At 70.9% G+C, this 17,641-nt stretch carries 14 protein-coding genes and 2 pseudogenes; 6 read left to right on the forward strand and 10 right to left on the reverse strand.

What is annotated here, in order from left to right; all coding sequences use genetic code 11:
• Positions 1 to 76 precede the first annotated feature (76 nt).
• Entirely contained in the window at positions 77 to 886 is an 810-nt protein-coding gene (locus LUW75_RS00125) for a transposase family protein (protein WP_250333783.1), read from the forward strand.
• 174 nt (positions 887 to 1,060) lie between these two features.
• Positions 1,061 to 1,867 carry a transposase family protein gene (locus LUW75_RS00130; RefSeq protein WP_250333784.1) on the forward strand — a complete coding sequence of 269 codons (807 nt, stop codon included), beginning with the start codon at positions 1,061 to 1,063 and terminating at the stop codon, positions 1,865 to 1,867.
• 47 nt (positions 1,868 to 1,914) lie between these two features.
• Here the strand turns inward: LUW75_RS00130 and LUW75_RS00135 are convergent.
• The 4 genes and pseudogenes from LUW75_RS00135 to LUW75_RS00150 form a co-directional block, all read right to left on the reverse strand.
• Positions 1,915 to 2,742: pseudogene (locus LUW75_RS00135) on the reverse strand (IS701 family transposase); the annotation flags it as partial.
• Positions 2,743 to 2,850: 108 nt separating this feature from the next.
• Entirely contained in the window at positions 2,851 to 3,423 is a 573-nt protein-coding gene (locus tag LUW75_RS00140) for a transcriptional regulator (protein ID WP_250333785.1), read from the reverse strand.
• A complete protein-coding gene (locus LUW75_RS00145) occupies positions 3,423 to 5,012 on the reverse strand; it encodes a helix-turn-helix domain-containing protein (RefSeq protein ID WP_250333786.1) in 1,590 nt (529 codons plus the stop codon). The genes LUW75_RS00140 and LUW75_RS00145 overlap by 1 nt, the downstream gene beginning before the upstream one ends.
• A gap of 13 nt (positions 5,013 to 5,025) precedes the next feature.
• A complete protein-coding gene (locus LUW75_RS00150; protein WP_250333787.1) occupies positions 5,026 to 5,358 on the reverse strand; it encodes a hypothetical protein in 333 nt (110 codons plus the stop codon).
• 260 nt (positions 5,359 to 5,618) lie between these two features.
• Here LUW75_RS00150 and LUW75_RS24830 point away from each other — a divergent pair.
• Positions 5,619 to 6,081: pseudogene (locus tag LUW75_RS24830) on the forward strand (transposase); the annotation flags it as partial.
• A gap of 797 nt (positions 6,082 to 6,878) precedes the next feature.
• On the opposite strand, the gene LUW75_RS00160 reads toward LUW75_RS24830, so the two are convergent.
• The 4 genes from LUW75_RS00160 to LUW75_RS00175 are packed head-to-tail and all read right to left on the reverse strand — an operon-like array spanning position 6,879 to position 10,046.
• Entirely contained in the window at positions 6,879 to 8,021 is a 1,143-nt protein-coding gene (locus LUW75_RS00160; protein ID WP_284453865.1) for a DMT family transporter, read from the reverse strand.
• A complete protein-coding gene (locus tag LUW75_RS00165; protein WP_250333789.1) occupies positions 7,976 to 9,070 on the reverse strand; it encodes an alpha-hydroxy acid oxidase in 1,095 nt (364 codons plus the stop codon). The genes LUW75_RS00160 and LUW75_RS00165 overlap by 46 nt, the downstream gene beginning before the upstream one ends.
• A gap of 17 nt (positions 9,071 to 9,087) precedes the next feature.
• Positions 9,088 to 9,783: a TauD/TfdA family dioxygenase gene (locus LUW75_RS00170; protein ID WP_250333790.1), complete on the reverse strand. Its 696-nt coding sequence runs from the start codon at positions 9,781 to 9,783 to the stop codon at positions 9,088 to 9,090.
• Complete coding sequence (locus LUW75_RS00175) at positions 9,780 to 10,046, reverse strand: hypothetical protein (protein ID WP_250333791.1); 267 nt, start codon at positions 10,044 to 10,046, stop codon at positions 9,780 to 9,782. Before LUW75_RS00175 ends, LUW75_RS00170 begins: the two co-directional genes overlap by 4 nt.
• Positions 10,047 to 10,275: 229 nt before the next feature.
• On the opposite strand from LUW75_RS00175, the gene LUW75_RS00180 reads away from it, so the two are divergent.
• From LUW75_RS00180 to LUW75_RS00190, 3 genes are all read left to right on the forward strand, one after another.
• Positions 10,276 to 11,562 carry an aspartate aminotransferase family protein gene (locus tag LUW75_RS00180; protein ID WP_250333792.1) on the forward strand — a complete coding sequence of 429 codons (1,287 nt, stop codon included), beginning with the start codon at positions 10,276 to 10,278 and terminating at the stop codon, positions 11,560 to 11,562.
• Entirely contained in the window at positions 11,559 to 12,872 is a 1,314-nt protein-coding gene (locus LUW75_RS00185; protein ID WP_250333793.1) for a KamA family radical SAM protein, read from the forward strand. Before LUW75_RS00180 ends, LUW75_RS00185 begins: the two co-directional genes overlap by 4 nt.
• Positions 12,873 to 13,027: 155 nt before the next feature.
• Complete coding sequence (locus LUW75_RS00190) at positions 13,028 to 13,816, forward strand: IS3 family transposase (RefSeq protein WP_250333794.1); 789 nt, start codon at positions 13,028 to 13,030, stop codon at positions 13,814 to 13,816.
• Positions 13,817 to 13,933: 117 nt separating this feature from the next.
• Here the strand turns inward: LUW75_RS00190 and LUW75_RS00195 are convergent, their stop codons facing one another.
• Positions 13,934 to 14,902: an ABC transporter ATP-binding protein gene (locus LUW75_RS00195; RefSeq protein WP_250333795.1), complete on the reverse strand. Its 969-nt coding sequence runs from the start codon at positions 14,900 to 14,902 to the stop codon at positions 13,934 to 13,936.
• The gene (locus LUW75_RS00200) at positions 14,899 to 17,640 is read right to left on the reverse strand and encodes an ABC transporter permease (RefSeq protein ID WP_250333796.1); all 2,742 of its coding nucleotides are present in this window, start codon (positions 17,638 to 17,640) and stop codon (positions 14,899 to 14,901) included. The genes LUW75_RS00195 and LUW75_RS00200 overlap by 4 nt, the downstream gene beginning before the upstream one ends.
• Position 17,641: the final 1 nt, after the last annotated feature.

Raw genomic sequence — 17,641 nt, forward strand, 5'->3', positions numbered from 1 at the left:
CGGCTCTGGACAGACGTAAAGCCCCTGGTAGGAACAGGTCTGCCAAGATCATGTCCGCTGAACCAGAGGCTTTACGTTGGTCACCTATGTTGCCACGCTCGACGTCCCGCGCCCTGTCGTGGAGTATCTGTCCCGCTTGCTGGCCGCGCACCGGCGGCGCATCGGCACGCCGAAGGGCTCGCGGGCGCTGGGCCCGTTCCGCCAGGCCGTGCTGGTGCTGCGCTGGTTTCGCGAGCGGGGGTGTGTGCACTGTCTGGCCCGTGACGCCGCAATCTCCCAGGCCACCGGCTACCGCTACCTGCACGAAGGCATCGACGTCCTCGCCGAGAAGGCCCCGGACCTGCACGAGGTCCTCTCCCGCTGCCGACGCGCCGGCATGACACACGTGATCCTCGACGGGACGCTCATCCCCTGCGACCGCGTGGCCGGCGTCCGTGAGAACGGCAACGACCTGTGGTTCAGCCAGAAGCACAAGGCATTCGGTGGGAACGTCCAGTTCCTGTCCGCTCCGGACGGCACCCCGCTGTGGGTCTCCGACGTCGAACCCGGCTCGACCCCTGACATCACCGCCGCCCGCACCCACGCCCTGCCCGCCTTGTACAAAGCAGCGGCCAGCGGCCTGCCGACCCTGGCGGACAAGGGTTACACCGGCGCGGGTATCGGCATCCGCGTCCCCGTCCGTCGCCCGAAGGGCAAGTCGGAACAGGCACTCCACGCCGACACCCGCATGTTCAACGCCCTGGTACGGCACGTGAGGGCGCTGGGTGAGCGCACCGCCGCCGAACTCAAGCAGCGATGGCGCACCCTGCAGCACGTCACGCTCAGCCCCAACCGGATCGGCGACATCGCCCGAGCCGCCCTCGTCCTCAACGAAATCTGGAAGTGAACACCGCTGAGAAAACCTCAGTGACGTTTTCTCAGCGAAATAATCTTCGGGAAGTGGGTTGATCAGGGCGTTAAGGGTTGGGTCGGACAGCGGTGGCCCGGGTGCGGACAGACGTGAAGCCTCTGGTAGGACAGTTCTCACCACAAGATCGTCCGTTGCACCAGAGGCTTCACGTTGGTCACCTATGTTGCCATGCTCGACGTCCCGCGCCACGTGGTGGAATACGTGGCCCGGCTGCTGGCCGGCCACCGCCGCCGGATCGGCACCCCGAAGGGCTCCCGGGCGTTGAGCCCGTTCCGGCAGGCCGTCTTCGTGCTGCGCTGGTTCCGCGAGGCCGGCTGCGTGCACTGCCTGGCCCGCGATGCGGGAATCTCGCAGGCCACCGGCTACCGCTACCTCCACGAGGCAATCGACGTCCTGGCCGACCAGGCCCCCGAGCTGCATGAGGTGCTGGACCGCTGCCGCGCGCGGCAGATGAGCCACGTGGTGCTGGACGGCACCCTGATCTCCTGCGACCGTGTCGCCGGGACTACCGAGAAGGGCAACGACCTGTGGTACTCCGGCAAGGCTCGGCACTTCGCCGGGAACATCCAGTTCGTGGCCGCACCCGACGGCACCCCGCTGTGGGTCTCCGACGTCGAACCCGGATCCGTCCACGACCTGCGTGCCGCCCGCATCCATGCCCTGCCCGCCTTGTACGCGGCGGCCCGCGCCGGTCTGCCGACGCTGGCCGACGTCGGCTACACCGGCGCCGGCAAGGGCATCCACACCCCGTTCCGTCCGCACCCCGACATCGCTTCCCCGCTCGCGCCGGACAACCGCGCCCACAACCGGCTCCTGCGCGGCATCCGGGCCCTGGGCGAACGGGCCGCCGCTGAACTCAAGCAGCGCTGGCGCGCGCTGCAGCACGTCACGCTCAGCCCCAGCCGGATCGGACGCATCGCCCAAGCCGCACTCGTCCTCAACAACTCATGGAAGTGACAACCGCTGAGAAAACGTCAGTGGTCCCAGCCTTCTCGCCGCCAGGGCCTGATGGGGGTTGCTGTCCAGTCGTACTCGCGCGGGCCGTGGGCACCGTCACCGCAGCTCAGGCGTGTCCATGCACCGTCGGAAAGCTCGCTGACCAGTTGATGCGGGCGGGCCTGGCCGAAAAATTCCATGGTCATTACCATCTGTGATTTCAGGACCGCGCGGACATGAGGGATGTCATGTTCCTCCAGCCACACCCTGATGCGGCTTGTCTGCCCATAAACCTCGTCCGCGGTCACCCATCCGAAGAGGATGCCGGAATCTACGGCACGCTGCAGCATCCGTAATCCCATGTCCGGCTTGGTGACGAACTCGACATCGTCACCGATACCCGCAGCCCGGCACCGCTCACGATCCGATGTCCAGTCCTTCGGCAGATACAGCTCCCGATCGATCAATGCCCACCCCCGGTCGGATCCGTAAGCCAGGAAGACCCCGATCTGGGAATTCTCGATCCGTCCAGCAGTACCCGAGTACTGCCGGCCCACCCCCGCCGACCGGACCCCCTTCTTCAGAAATCCCGTCTCGTCAAGAATCAGCACTCCTCGCACGGGATCCCCGATATGTTCCACCACCGCGTCACGCACGTCGTCGCGCAGGGCATCCGCGTCCCACAGGTAGTGGTTCAACAGTCGCTGCATCCCCTGGGGCCCCGTGTCCCCGGCGGCCTCAGCCAAAGTCCAGCCGTTCTTACGCTCCGCCTCACCCAGCAGTCCCCGCAGGTAGGACACCATCCGCCGCCTCGACTCCACCCGCCCGAAGCGCCCTGCGAACCGCGCCACGAAGTCACCGAACGCACCTGGCCAACCATCAGCTATCTCTTCCATCACGGAGAGGTCAACGACGCCGCACGCACCACGTCACGGAGTGTCGTTGCAGCACTAACTCCATCAACCAAACACCACAGCATAAAAACACAACCCAACCCAAACCCCTCAGACAGCGAAACCAATGTTAGAGACGTACTCATACTGACCCCACTGACTACCCAGGTCCGGAAGGACATCCCTGGTCCATACGTCGTCGAGTGCCTGGAAATCACCATCGGCCCAGGCCGCGACGATGCGGTCCCAGCCGCGCACGTTGATCCTCCGGAATTCCACGACACGCTGGTGCGACCTGGCGACCTGGGACTGGCCCAGAGGGTGGATCTCCACCCGGGTGCCACCGCCGGAGTTGAGACGCCCCAGCAGGTGACGGGCGACGTTGCGGCGGCGCACCGTGCGGTAGACGGCGTCGATGCGCTCCACGTTGGGCTTCGTGGGGTTCTGTTTGCCGGCCAGCCAGGCCTTCAACGTGCGGTCGGTGACGGTCAGCCCCAGCTCACGGGCGGTTTCACGGGCCCGTTTGGATCTCGTCAGATAATGCAGGCGTGCGAGCAGGCCGCGCTTGGTGGTGATGGGAGTGGCGATGAAGCCTGCGAGGCGGTCCAGTTGGCGGGCCACCGCGTCGGAGCCCTTGATGCCACACGCTCCGAACTTTCCGAATTCGATGCTCTTCCCCGGCATTACTCCTGCTCCCGACCCGCGCTGATGTCCGTGTCGGTACCCGCGGTGTAGACGTCCTTGACCTTGACCTCGGCCACCCCGCGTCCCTCGGCGAAGACACGGCGCCAGTCACCGACGACGTGCAGTTCGTCGGTGCCCATCACCCGGACCACCGTGAGGCCTTCGTCATGGGCCTTGTACGCCTTCATCCACAGGTTCGCGAAGGCCTGGGAACGAATGATGTGCATCCAGTCCGGACGGTAGAGCTCCCGGTTGTAGTTCGACTCCCCCATCGTCGAGACGAACTTCGAGTACATCGCCTTCACATACTCCAACGTCACCTCGTCCCCACCGGCGATCGCCGCCTCGCGGGCGTCCTTGAGCACGATCCGGAACTTCTCCAACAAGTTCTCAGTCGCCCCCGAGGTATAGGACTCGTGGATCTGGGGCGCCTCACACAGACCGTACTTCGGACCCGACAGACGCAGCAGGAGACGCAAAGTCGGCTCAGTCACCCACAACGGGCCCGGCTCATCCCGACTACCGACCGGACTAGGCAAAACACCTTCGTGGTCCCAGTGCGGCGGGGTGATCAGGTGGACCCCGGCCCGGCGCCGGTCATGCCCACCGCCGGTGGAGTGCTCAAGCTGGCCGAGCGGCAGGTGCGTCTTGAGCGCGGAGAGGTAAGCGCCGTTGATGTCGAGTACAGTCACCTCGTGTGTGCCGGACGGCAGTTCGGCTCGCGTCCACTTCGGGCGTGCCTCCCAGATCTGGTCCGCGCCCCTGGCGGTCTGCTTCTTCAGGATGTCCGGGATCCAGGGGTGGGCGATCACGTCGTAGCGCCCGCCTCTGCGGGAGGTGTCCAGCAGCCGCATCGCGTCGCCGATCGCCCGCTTCAGCAGAGCAGCTGTGGCAGCCTCCACATCGCCCTGATGCTCCGCCAGCGCGGCCTGAACGGCTGCTTGGATCAGGTCGGCCGGACCGGTGGCCTGCTGGAACGCCCGTCCACGCGGGGCCGGCCGTTTGGACCGCTCATGCCCGCCCACCACACGAGTGGGGCTCACCGTACGCGACGGTGTCCGGGCTTCCGACGCAGGTGACGCGGCCGACGCAGCCACAGCAGCCGCCGTAGGCCCGGCAGCCGCGGCAGGCTCACATTCGGCGATGTCCAGATGCTGGACGAACCCCGCGACCCGGTGGAGGGCCGGAGCCCCGCACAGCACGCACTGCTGCGCAGCGGTGAGGACTTCCACCTCATCAGCGCTCTGACCGAACCCGGTTGAAAAAGCGTCCGGTTCTGCGACGGTGCCCGACACGGCCGGACCGCCCTCGACCTCGACCTCGGCCTCGGTGGCGCCCTCGGCCTCGGTGGCGAGCTTGGCACTCAGCCCGTCCAGCAGATACGCGTACTTGGCGCGGATCTCCCCACCCGGGTCCCGGCCGGTCTCCCAGGCCCTGACCGTGGACGGGCTGACCCCCAACGCGCGGGCCACTTGTGTCTTGGACAGCCGGGCCCGCTCCCGCAGCGCGCGGCGCGCGGCGGCGTCCGGGAGCTCGGCTTCCGGGCCGACGGCGGCGAGCAGCGAATCGATCGCCTCGAAGTTGCTCACCGGGCTGCTCCCTTCAAATGTAGGTGACGGGGTTGCGGGACAGGTGCGGGCTCGGGGTCGGCCTGCCGACACGCGGGTCACCGTGCAGGAGTTCGCCTTCGAGGGCGTAGCGGTCGCCGTGCTTGGAGATCCCTGTGATCTTCGCGACCGCGAGGACAGTGCCTTCGGTGTTGATGATCTGCACCTCGTCCTGGGCCAGAGCACGGTCGGCTTTGAACTTCCAGACGCCGCGTCCGGCCACCCAGGCCTCGTCCTCACTCATGCCGGGCCGCCAGCCGAGTGTGGTGCGACCCAGGCGGTCGTCCGGATCCGCGGCGCGCTCGGCACCGATCTGGATCTGCAGCACCCTTCCACCCCGCCAGCGAAAAACTCTTTAACTTGTCGCCAAGTTACCACCCCAAGCTCAACTCACCAACAAGCAAGACAGCACCAACCACCCACACCCGGGCAAATCCACATGCCGCATCGACCCACACAAACACAAGCAAGGGCACACAGCCAAAAAGTATGGCAAGCCACTCCGTACGACACACCCGACAACACCCGCCCCATACAAAACTCACATACACTCAACCCCACACCAATGCCCCCGAACACAACATCCCCCGTTATGCAACCCGCCAGGACTCGGACAAGAGCGCCAAGCTCCTCAAGCCCGCCTACACCGCGGCGACCGAGGAAGCGGCGCTTGAGCGGTTCGCCGAGTTCACCGACGCCTGGGGAGGAAGTGTCCGGCGATCAGTGAAGCTGTGGGAGAATGCGTGGGTGGGGGCGCCCCCGGGCGAAGCCTGGGTGAGAGTTCACGCCGTTCCTCCGCTTCGCCACCGAGATCCGCCGCATCGTCTGCACCGCGAACGCGATCGAGTCCGTCAACGCCAGGATCCGGCCGGCGGTCAAGGCCCGCGGCCGCTTCCCCAACGAGGCCGCCGCATTGAAGTGCGCCTACACGGCCATCATGGCCCTGGACCCCACCGGCAAGGGCCAATCCCGCCGGACCATGCGCTGGAAGACCGCCCTGAACGCCTTCGGCATCACCTTCGACGGCCGCCTCTCCGCCGCCCGTCAGTAACCCCCGCCACTCTGGTTACACCGTTCGTTTGACAGACCCGCTTCGCTCGGGTCGATGCCGGATGGGAGATCGCGCCCGGCGAGGGCGTGGGTGAGAAGTCGGTAGAGATCGGTCCACGTGCCGTGGATTCGAGCGTGGGCGTAGTGGAGGGTGCTGATGAGGGTGGTCCCGGTGTCGGGGTGGATGAGGACCAAGGCGACGGGGTCGGGGTCCGGCTGCTGCCCTCCGGCGGGTCGCCCGCGCTCCAGGGCACGGGTGTCGGGGCGATCCGGACGGCGGTGTCGCCGTGGCCGGTTCGCTGGGTCAACCTCTGTCGGGCGGTGAGCATGACGGCGAACTCTGCGACGGCCTTGTGGTCCTCGGGCGTGAGGGTGCCGGGGCGTGGCCGCAGCGACGGATCCCGGCGTTCACGGACCCGATCGTGTTCGTGGTGAAGGCGGTTCGTCGACCGGGGGTTGCCGACCGGCCCGCGCCCGAACCCCCGAGGCGGCACTGCACCGCTCCGGCCGGGTCGACGAGGTCCGCGTCCGTGAGGACCTGCCGGCCTCCCCACCGCCGATACCCCCTCGAACCCGGACGGGGCGTCCCGGCGGGAGCGGGGGGACCGCGAACGGACGGGGCCGGGCGGATGGCACGCCACGGTCGTGTTTCGCGGACCGTCGCGATCACCCCAGGGGGAGGTCGAGGCGTGCCTCCTCACCGGCGAGGGAACCACGGCCGCGAACCCCTTACCCGTGCTGCGCGCGTCCGGTGCGGGCGAGGCGGGGTGTGAAGTGTGCGCTTCGCCTTGCGGGTGTTCATCTGCGCCCTGCGTCCTCGTGGTCTGGACCCGGTGCCGGCTCTGCGGCCAGCCCGGGTGGTCGACGCCGCAGGGCGGCCGACTGGGACAGGACGATGCCCAGGAGCATCAGCAGGGATCCGGCCAGCTGTGGGAGTGTCAGCACCTCGCCGAGTACGAGGTAGGCGGTGACTGCTCCGGCCACCACCTCCAGGGTGAGCATCAGGCTGGCCGAGGTGGGGGGCAGTCGGCGCTGCGCGGCGACCCCCAGGGCCAGTCCGCCGGCCATGCCGATCACACCCACCCAGATCACCAGCGCCCACACCGGCAGGGAGCGGTCGCCGAGTGCGGCGTCCCGCCAGAGCATGTGGAAGGGGAAGGGATCGAACATGCCCACGAGGGTGAGGACCGCGGCGTTCACGGCCGTGCCCCATGCCGACATCACCAGTGGTTCATAGTCGCGCAGTCCTCGTTCGGCGAGCAGGAAGCGGCTCGCCATGGTCAGTGCGGCCAGCAGGGCGAGTGCCAGGCCGGTCCGGTCCAGATCGCCGCCGGAGGACCACACCCGTCCGGTCAGCGCGAGGCCGCCGAGGGCGAATGCGATTCCCAGCCACACCGGTTTGGAGGGCTTCCTTCCCTGTACGAGCCACACCCACAGGGCGACCAGCACGGGTGAGAGGTACTCCACCAGCAGTGCGACGCCCACGGGGAGCCGGGTGAGGGACATGGTGAAGGCGACCTGGTTCACGGCTAGGCTGACCGTGCCGTACACCAGGACCAGCCACCAGTCGCGGACCTTGACACGCAGGCGGTCGCGGTGCACTGCTGCGGCGATGAGCATCAGCAGCGCGGCCCCCACGACCGCCCGGGCCTGGATGATGTCGACCGCCGACAGGCCGGCGGCTCCCATGGCCTTCAGTGCGGGGGCCGCGCCGCCCATCGCGGCGGCGGCCGCGACCGCCAGGGCGATCCCGGCAGGTGTCCCGCCGTTCCCCTGCCCGCCCGGGGCGGGCAGGGGGGCGGGGATGTACCGCTGTGTGCCTTGGGGGTCGCCATGGTGCTGTTGTTTCCGTCGCTTCCTCGTCCGTGTGCGCTTCGTTGTCTTCGTGGGCCCGGTCAGCCGGCGGCCACGGGCGTGAGGCGGCGTGCCGTCGTCACGAATGTGTCGTCCAGATCGTCCACCGTGGTGATGCCCAGTTGCAGCAGGGCGTCGTCGAACTCGGCGCGCAGGACGTCCAGGATGCGTTCCACTCCCTGTTGGCCGCCGAGTCCCAGGCCCCACAGGTAGGGCCTGCCGATGCACACGGCCCGCGCGCCGAGCGCGATCGCTTTGGCGATGTCGATTCCGGAGCGGATCCCGCCGTCGAGCAGTATCGGGTGGTCGCGCGGTACGGCTTCGACGACCGGGCGGAGGGCGAGCAGGGCGGGGACGACGCCGTCCAGTTGGCGGCCGCCGTGGTTGGAGACGATGGTCGCGTCCGTGCCCAGTTCGACGCAGCGTCGGACGTCGGCCGGCCGCAGCAGACCCTTGGCCAGCAACGGCAGTCGGGTCCGGCTGCGGATCCACTCCAGATCGGCCCAGGTGACGGGGAGTTTGTCGTGCCGTCCGCCGGCCGGCGGGGCGCCTCGCAGGATGCCGAGTGCGCGCAGGGTGCCGTAGTCGACTTCCGGGGGCAGGCGGTATCCCGCCCGCAGTGTGGTCAGCCGGCGGGCCGCGAACGACGCGTCGACGGTGACCACGATGGCCGAGGCCCCGCACTCCTCGGCGTAGGCCAGGGTGGCTTCGACGTCCGCGCGGGAGCGGTAGGGGAACAGTTGGAACCAGGTGTGTCCGGGCGCCTCCCGCGCGATGTCGGCGTAGGGGAAGTGCGAGTCGGTGCTGACGATCGAGAGCAGGCCGCGGCGGTCCGCCGCGCGTGTGGTGGCCAGTTCGGCGTCCGGGTGCACCAGCCGCTGCGGGCTGGTGGGGGCGAGTAGGAGCGGCATGGCGAGGGTGTGGCCCAGCACGGTGACGGAGGTGTCGAGTTCGTGCGGGCCGTCGTGGAGTCCTCGCGGCTGCAGCCACACCTCGTCGAACGCGGCGGTGTTGGCCGCCACCACGCTGTCCGAACCGGCTCCGCCCGCCACGTACTGGGCGATGGGCCGGTCCGCCCGGGCCATCCACCGCTGTTCGAAATCGGCGAGCGACAGCAGTGCGTCGAGGTCGGTCACCGGTGTCTCCCGCCGGTTCACCAGATGCCTTGGATGGCCGGGATCGGCGGGATGACGCGTGATGCGTTCATCATCTGCAGCACCGGGCGGGGGATGGACCGGATGGAGTAGAAGCGGCGCAGCCACCGGTCCCGGCCGTCGTAGCGGGGGGTGAAGGCCGACCGTCCGTGTGCCGCGACGTGGTTGTCCAGCAGGGCGCAGTCGCCCGGTTGCATGATCACCTCGTGGCAGACCTCCTCCAGCGCCTCGGCCAGCGCACGCAGGGCGGCGCGGCCCGCCTTGCTCAGGGAGACGGTGTTGTGCGAGTTGAAGCGCATGAGCGGTTTGGCGGCGTCGCCGAAAAGGACCGGATGGGGGCCGGCCGGTGCAGGTTCCACGATGCTGTCCCGGGTGAAGGAACCGGGGTAGTTGCTGTAGAACTGACACTGTCGCAGCGCGTCCAGGGTCGGTGGTTCGAGTAGTTCGACGGCTTCGCGGACGGAGGAGATGCGGGTTGCGGCGACTTCGTCGTGGTCCTGACGCAGGCAAATCAAGCCAATAAAGTCCGGGCGCAGTGCGTGGTGGGCGTTTTCGATGTGGAAGTCGAAGGCCACCGAGCCGGAGCCTTCGATCCGTGTTTCCTCGCCGGGCAGCGGCTGCACGTTGTGGACGAGGTCGCCGTTCTTCTCGTCGGCGTAACCGATCATGGTGCCGAGCGTCTCGGCGATGATCATTGCCAGGCCGGCCGTACCGTGGCCGGGAAGGGTGGCGGGTTCGCCGTCGGAGTGGGTGGGGGGAGCCGGCCGACTTCCAGGCCGCGTAACAGCAGGAAACCGGTCGTGCCGGAGTCCTCGCCGAAGCGCTGTACCGCCCGCCGTATCCGCTGGGGCAGGTCGTCGGGGCGGACGGCCTGGGGGCCTTGGTGCATGATCTGCTCGGCCCGCTCCCACAGGGCGGAGCGTTCCTGGTCGGTGAGTTCCGCTAACGCCGCAGCCATCGGGTTCCTCGCAATTCTCCTGCGCTGACCGGCAGGTGGTCGACCGCTGGTGCCTTGGTGGCGTGCCGCCGATGCCTGGAGACGGCATCCCGGCCGACATTTCAAAACCGACTGCCTGGTTTTGTCAACCTAGTCGGAAACCGACCGTTCGGTTGCTTCTGCAGATGGACCTGGCTACCGTCGCTGGCGGCGGAGCCGCACAGGGGTGCATCGAAGCGGAGGGACGACCATGGCACGCTTATCACCTGTTCTTAAACAAGCGATTCCGATAACCGTCAGCCATGCCAGGGGGCTCGAGGTATTCGGGGAGGATGGACAGCGGTACCTGGACTTCACCGCGGGCATCGGGGTCACCAGTACGGGGCACTGCCACCCCGCCGTGGTGAACGCGATCGCGCAGCAGGCCGGCAGGCTGGTCCACGGTCAGTACGTGACGGTCCGGCACCGTCCGCTGCTCGACCTGTGTGAGCGGCTGGGACAGGTGCTTCCGGCATCCCTTCAGTCTCTGTTCTTCGCCAACTCCGGCAGCGAGGCCGTGGAGGCGGCGCTGCGCCTGGCCCGGCAGGCCACGGGCCGCCCCAACGTCGTCGTCTTCCACGGCGGCTTCCACGGCCGCACGGTGGGCGCCGCCTCGCTGACCACGTCGAGCCCCCGGTTCCGCACGGGTTACGCGCCGCTGATGAGCGGGGTGCACATCGCGCCGTTCCCGGCCGCCTACCGGTACGGCTGGAGCCAGGAGGCGGCCACCCGCTTCGCCCTGCAGGAGCTCGACTTCCTCCTGGCGACGGTGACCGACCCGCAGGACACCGCGGCCCTCATCGTGGAACCGGTCCTGGGGGAGGGCGGGTTCGTTCCCGCCGACACCGCCTTCCTGCAGGGACTTCGCGAGCGCGCCGACCGCCACGGCTTCCTGCTGGTGATGGACGAGGTGCAGACCGGGTTCGGCCGCACCGGACGGTTCTGGGGGCACCAGCACTTCGGTGTCGAGCCGGACATCCTCGTCGCCGCCAAGGGCATGACCAGCGGGCTCCCGCTGTCGGTGATGGCCGCCTCGGAGGAGCTGATGGCCGCGGCGCCCGCGGGCTCCCAGGGCGGGACCTACGGCGGCAACGCGGTGGCGTGTGCCGCCGCGCTCGCCACCCTGGACGTCATCGACCGCGAGGAACTGGTGGCCAACGCCGCCCGTCAGGGCCGTGCCCTGGCCGAAGGCCTGAAGCGGGTCGCGGCCGACAACGGCGTCACCGGCGACGTGCGCGGGCTCGGCCTCATGCTCGGCTGGGAGTTCTCCGACACCCGGGGGCGGCCGGACCCCGCCACCGCGCTGCGTGTCCAGCAGGAGGCCGTCTCCCAGGGGCTGCTGCTGCAGATCGGCGGGCCGCTGCGCAACGTGCTGCGGCTGCTGCCCGCTCTGACGGTGAGCGACGAGCAGGTCGACGAGGCGTTGTGCGCGCTGTCCCGCGCCGTCGCGGCGGCCACCGGGCAGGTGCATGCGGACCGGACGAAGGAGCGGGTATGAGCGCTGTGGCGGGCAGGGAGCGCGCGATACGGATGCGGGCCGTTCCCGGGGCGCGGCTGGCCGCGTTGCCGCAGGTGCAGCGGCTGGACGCGACCGTCCGCAGGGACATCGAGGTGGTCAGCTCGGTCCTGCCGTTCAAGGTCAACAACTACGTCCTCGACGAGCTGATCGACTGGGACCGGGCCCCGGACGACCCCCTCTACCGTCTCACCTTCCCCGACCGCGGCATGCTGCCGGAGCCGGTCTACGACGAGATCGCCGCGCTGATCGACCGCGGCGCCGGCCGGGAGGAGCTGCGTGCCGCGGTCAACCGGGCACGGCTGGAGCTCAACCCGCACCCCGGGGACCAGCTACAGGCCAATGTGCCGCAGGGGGAGGACGGTGCGCTCAACGGGCTGCAGCACAAGTACCGGGAGACCGTGCTCGTCTTCCCCGGGCAGGGCCAGACCTGCCACGCCTACTGCGGGTACTGCTTCCGCTGGGCGCAGTTCATCGGCGTGGCGGAGCTGAAGCAGGCCGTCTCCGGGCCGGAGCAGGCGCTGGGCTACCTCGCCGGACACCCCGAGGTGTCGGACGTGCTGTTCACCGGCGGGGACCCGATGATCATGTCCACCGACCGGCTCCGGACCTACCTCACCCCGCTGCTGGAACCCCGCTTCGAGCACATCCGCAACATCCGCTTCGGCAGCAAGGCGCTGTCGTACTGGCCCTACCGGTTCACCACCGACGACGACGCGGACGAGCTGCTGCGGCTTCTGGAGCGGGCCACCTCGCTCGGCAGGCACGTCGCCGTGATGGCGCACTTCTCCCACCCCAACGAGCTGCGGACCGAAGCCTGCCGGGAGGCCGTCCGGCGCATCCGGGACACCGGCGCGGTCATCCGGGCGCAGGCACCCCTGGTGCGTCACGTCAACGACGACCCGGCGGTGTGGGCCCGGATGTGGCGGACGATGACCACCTTGGGGGTGGTGCCCTACTACATGTTCGTGGAGCGGGACACCGGGGCCAGTCAGTACTTCGAACTGCCGCTGCAGCGGGCGGTCTCCGTCTACCGCGACGCGATATCCGCCGTCTCCGGGCTGGAGCGCACGGCACGTGGGCCGGTGATGTCCGCCTCACCGGGCAAGGTGATGATCGACGGCATCGCCCGGATCGCCGGTCAGGACGTGTTCTGCTGCCGGTTTCTGCAGGCGCGCGACCCCCGCTGGGTGGGACGCCCGTTCTTCGCCAAGCTCGACGAGCACGCGGTGTGGTTCGACGACCTCAAACCCGCCTTCGACGAACCGTGGTTCTGGCAGGCGGGAGGCTGACCCACCGCCGGGGACGTGGAGGGTCCGGGCCCTCCACGTCCCCGGCGCCGCCTGCCGCCGGCGGGGGCCGTCGCCCGGTCCTCAGACCGGCCGGACCGCCCGACGGCCCCCGCCGGTCGGACCGCGAACGACAGGTCACGCCGTCCGCCGGGACCGTGCGGGACGCCGAGCCGAAGGAGCAGATCAACGAGGTCTTCGAGGTCACCTACCGTGTCCCTGGCGCGAGGAGGATCCGGCGGGAGCTGAACCGGCAGGGCCACGCGGCAGCCCGCTGCACCGTCGAACGCCTGACGCGCGGGCTCGGCGTCACCGGCGCCGTCCGCGGCCGGCGAGTGATCACCACGCTGCCCGGCGGCCGGACCGACCGGGCTCCGGACCTCGTCGACCGTGACTTCGCCGCCGGCGACCCGGACCGGTGCCGGGTCGCGTACTTCACCCATGGGAAGACCTGGGCAGGTGTCGTCTACGTCGCCTTCGCCGTGGACACCTTCTCCCGCCGGATCGTCGGCTGGTCCGCCGTCACCGTGAAGGAGACGGTGTTCGTGCTGGACGCCCCGGAGAGGGCACTGCGGCAACGCGACCGCGACCAGCACTCCGTTCACCCGGGCGAGTCGACGCGTCACTCGGATGCCGGGTCGCAGTGCACGGGTTTCCGGCTCGCCGGCCACCTGGGGGCGGCCGGTATCGCCGCCTCCATCGGATCGGTGGGCGACGCCTACGACGACGCCCTGGTGGAGAGCACGATCGGCCTGTTCGGGACCGAACTGATCGAGCCCGGGCGGCCGTGGAAGACGCCGTCCGACGTCGGACTCGCCACCGCCGGGTCCGTCGGCTGGTGCAACCACCGGCGACTCCACGGTGGGACAGCCCACGTCCCACCGGTCGAACACGAGAACAACCACTACCTCGCGATCACGAAACCCCAGGTCACACCCAGCGCCTGAGATCTCTACCGAACCCGGAACGGTTCACCCCGGCCGAGGCCCGGCCATGCCGCCGACACGCCCTCGCGACATGACGAACGAGTGTCCGAGATCGCGGGGGGAACTTCGCCCCGGGCTTCAGCCGTCCTCGCCCCGGCTGTCGTCCGGCCAGACCTGGATGTGGTCCTCCTCCAGCTCCAGCAGCACCCGGTCCCGCATGTCCAGGGCCGCCGTGTACTCGGAGGGCAACTGCAGCCGGCCGGCCCGGTCGAGCATCGCGTACTCACGGGCCACCAGAGACTCCCGGCCCGCCGCGTCGACCTCGGTGCGGCGCAGCACCTCCGTGGACGTGCGGCCGTCGCGGATCGCCACCGTGCGGCGGACCTCGCCGGCGACCGCCTGGTCGTGCGTGACGACCACGACCGTCGTTCCCAGTTCTTCGTTGGCACGGCGGAACGCCGCGAAGACCTGCTGCCCGGTCGCGGAGTCCAGTTCGCCCGTCGGCTCGTCGGCGAGCAGGACGGCCGGGTCGTTGGCGAGGGCGACGGCGATCGCCACCCGCTGCTGCTGGCCGCCCGACATCTGCTGCGGCCGCCGGTCCCGGCATTCGGCGACCCCGAGCAGCGACAGCAGCTCCCGCACGCGTCCCGCCCGTTGTCGGCGCGGATGCCCGGCCAGCCGCATCGGCAGGGCGACGTTCTGCGCCGCCGTCATGTAGGGCAGCAGGTTGCGGGCCGTCTGCTGCCACACGAAACCGACCACCTCGCGGCGGTAGCGCAGGCGTGCCTTCGCGTCCATCGCCAGCAGGTCGCGGCCCGCGACCCGCGCCGTCCCGGCGGTCGGTACGTCCTGGCCCGCCAGGATGTTCATCAGCGTCGACTTGCCGCTGCCGGACGCCCCGACCAGGGCCATCAACTCGCCCTCGCGCACCAGCAGATCGAGTCCCTGCAGGGCCTGCACCTCCACGGCGTCCCCACCGCCGCGCTGGCTGAAGATCCGCACCAGCCGGTCGCAGGCGATCAGGGCGTCGTGGCCGTAGGCGGGCCGGTCGCGGTGGTGTGCCGCCCGCCGCTCCAGCTCCGCGAGCGACCGTGTCGTAGCGCTCATCGCAGGTCTCCTGCCCTGAGGTGGGTGATCGGTGTGCGGCGCCCCGCCCACCAGGCCTGTGCCACGGCCACCGCTCCCGCCAGCAGCAGCGCACCCGCCGCGGGCAGGGCCAACGACCACGCGTCGGCCCGTAGCACGGCACCGTCCGGCACCGTGACCCCGTACGCGTCGGCAAGGGCGAGGCGGCCCAGGTCGATGCCGGGCGCGAGCAGCCGGACCGCCGCCCAGCCCACCGCCGCGCCCCCGCCGGCCGCGAGCAGCGCCGGGGGCAGCGCCTCCAGGCCCAGTAGCCGCCGCCCCTGGCGGGACGTCAGGCCCAGGGTGCGCAGCCGGGCCAGCAGGGCCGCCCGTTCCGGTGCGGTCCGCGCCGTGCCGAGCACCAGGGACAGCAGGGCGTAGCCGGTGCTCGCGGCGACGGCCCACAGGTAGATCCGTTCGGCGCCGGACTGCATCGGCGAGTCGGACAGCGCCGCGCGTTCCTCGCTGCGCAGGGTGACCGACAACTGGGCCCCCGTGCCGCGCACCGCCGCCCGCAGCGCGGCCCCGTCGAGGTCCGCGCCGACCGCCAGCAGGGACGTGGCACCGCCGGAACGGGGCAGGCCGGCCGCGTCGACCAGCAGGAAGTCGCCCTCCGGGACCGCCGGTGTGCGCGGCCGCACGGCGGTGATCCGCACCGTGACGGGCCCGCCGTCCGCCCCGATCCGGTGCGGTGCGCGTCCGAGCCGTTCGGCGACCCCGGGGGAGGCGACGGCGCCGAGCACTCCGCCCCCGGCCGCCAGCCGGTCGGCGGTGAAGCCCCCGAGGCCCGCGCGCCGGGCCAGTGCCGCGTAGGCGTCCGGCTCGACGGCGACCACCGTCAGCGACCGCTTGTCCTCCGACGCGCGCTCCGAGGCGTACGAGACACCCACGGCCGCCACGTCCCGTACCCCCGGCACGCCTCGTACCGCCTGTTCCAGTCCCGCCGGGAGCGGTGCGCCGTCGGCCGTGTCCACCCGTGCGTCCGCGCCCGTCCGCAGCAGCGCGGCCCGGTCCCGGGCGTCGGCCACCCCGCTGAGCACCGACCCGCCGAACACGGCCGTCGTCAGGGCCGTCAGCAGGGCGAGCAACGGCAGCGCGGTGACCGCCGCCGGCGAGCGGCCCGCCCGGGCCAGCGCCAGGAACCCGACCGCCCCACGCAGCCGACCGGCCGGACCGGCGGCCCACCGCAGGGGCAGCGGATACAACCGGGCGAGGACCAGCGCGGCGACCAGCCCGAGGAGCACCGGGGCGGCGCTCGCCAGCAGGTCGGCCGTCCCCTCCGTGCCCCGGCGGCGCAGAACCGCCACCGAGCCCGCGGCCAGCACCAGCAGGGTCAGTTCGGCGACCGTCCGGCGACCGCCGGGCCTGGCGTGCATGAGATCGCCGCGCTCCGGGTGCGTGCGCGGCCTGCGGTGTGCCACCACCGCGCGCACCGGCAGCGCAGCGCAGGCGAACAGGGCCACGGTGCCCGCCCCGAGCACGGACGGCGGCAGCCGGGCCTCGTCCACCGCGAGCACCGCCAGCAGCAGACCGCAGACGGCGGCCGGGAGCGCCGGGAGCGCGCTCTCGGCCAGCAGCCGCCCGCCGATCCCGGCCAGGGAACCGCCCCGGGCCCGCAGCAGGGCCAGTTCGGTGTCCCGGCGGGCGGCGGCCAGACCGCCGCTCAGCACCAGGACGATCCCGGCGACCGCGGCGATCCCGACGGCCCCCACGGCGACCACGGGCGTGATCGCGTCCCGGGTCCGCGCATACCCGCCCACGACCTCCTCCAGGCCGGTGGACAACTGCGCCGTCGGACCGGCGGCCCCCCGCATGCGGACCAGTCCCGGCCCGTCCTCCAGGGAAGCCACCCGGTCGACCAGCGCCTCGGCGTCCGCCGCCGTCAGGTCCTGCGTCGCGGGCGCGAACCGCCAGTACCGTTCCGGCTCGGCCTGCCCGCCGAGCAGTGCCGGGGCCGCCTGCGGCGCCAGCAGGACGCCCGCCTCCCAGTAGAACTGCGGCGGACGGCCGCCGTCGCTCGCCAGGGCCGGTGCACGCAGGATCGGCTCCGCCGACCAGTAGGCGCGTTCCGGTTGCCGGGGTTCGAGCACGCCGGTGACCCGGACGGTCAGCGGCCGGTCCGGGAATCCGGCCAGGGTGAGCGTGGAGCCGGTCCGCAGCCGCAGCGTCCGGGCCGTCTCGGCCGTCACGGCGCCCTCCACCGTCCTGGTGTTCGCGCTCACCGGGCCGTCGGCGGCGGGCAGCCGCCCCTCGCGCACCGTGGCGTGCCCGGCCGCCCCGGACTGCGCGAGCAGGGTGAACCGGGGCGGCAGCCCGTCCGGCCGGGGCAGCCACGGGTCCAGGGCCTGCAGGCTCCTTCCGGTCCGCACCCCGTGCGCCGACTGGGACCGGTCCACCCGCAGCGGCTCAGGCAGCAGCGTCCGCGCCCGGGCGTCCACCGCCGCGAGCGCCGCCGGCCGGACCGCCTCCTCCCGCGCCTGCTCGGGCTGTTCCAGACCGGGCTGTGCCGTCTTCAGCTCCAGCACGGTCGACTCGGGGGCGGCGGAGGCCACGGCCTCACGCAGCCCGTGCGTCTCGTATGCCTCCACGGCCCGGGGCAGCGCGGCCGCGAGGAAGGCCGTGACCAGCACCAGCACTCCGAAGGCGACGGTGGCCCAGGGCGCGGTCCGCAGCCGGATCCGCATCCAGGAGGCACCCGCGTCGCGCGTGTCCGACCGCACG

The sequence above is a fragment of the Streptomyces sp. MRC013 genome (assembly GCF_023614235.1).
Lineage (GTDB): Bacteria > Actinomycetota > Actinomycetes > Streptomycetales > Streptomycetaceae > Streptomyces.

What these genes read in the sequence shown, in the direction of transcription:
- LUW75_RS00170 (WP_250333790.1), bottom strand. Translation starts at nt 9,783, where the DNA reads ATGATCATCGCCGAGACGCTCGGCACCATGATCGGTTACGCCGACGAG.
- LUW75_RS00175 (WP_250333791.1), bottom strand. Translation starts at nt 10,046, where the DNA reads ATGGCTGCGGCGTTAGCGGAACTCACCGACCAGGAACGCTCCGCCCTG.
- LUW75_RS00195 (WP_250333795.1), bottom strand. Translation starts at nt 14,902, where the DNA reads ATGAGCGCTACGACACGGTCGCTCGCGGAGCTGGAGCGGCGGGCGGCA.
- LUW75_RS00185 (WP_250333793.1), top strand. Translation starts at nt 11,559, where the DNA reads ATGAGCGCTGTGGCGGGCAGGGAGCGCGCGATACGGATGCGGGCCGTT.
- LUW75_RS00140 (WP_250333785.1), bottom strand. Translation starts at nt 3,423, where the DNA reads ATGCCGGGGAAGAGCATCGAATTCGGAAAGTTCGGAGCGTGTGGCATC.
- LUW75_RS00180 (WP_250333792.1), top strand. Translation starts at nt 10,276, where the DNA reads ATGGCACGCTTATCACCTGTTCTTAAACAAGCGATTCCGATAACCGTC.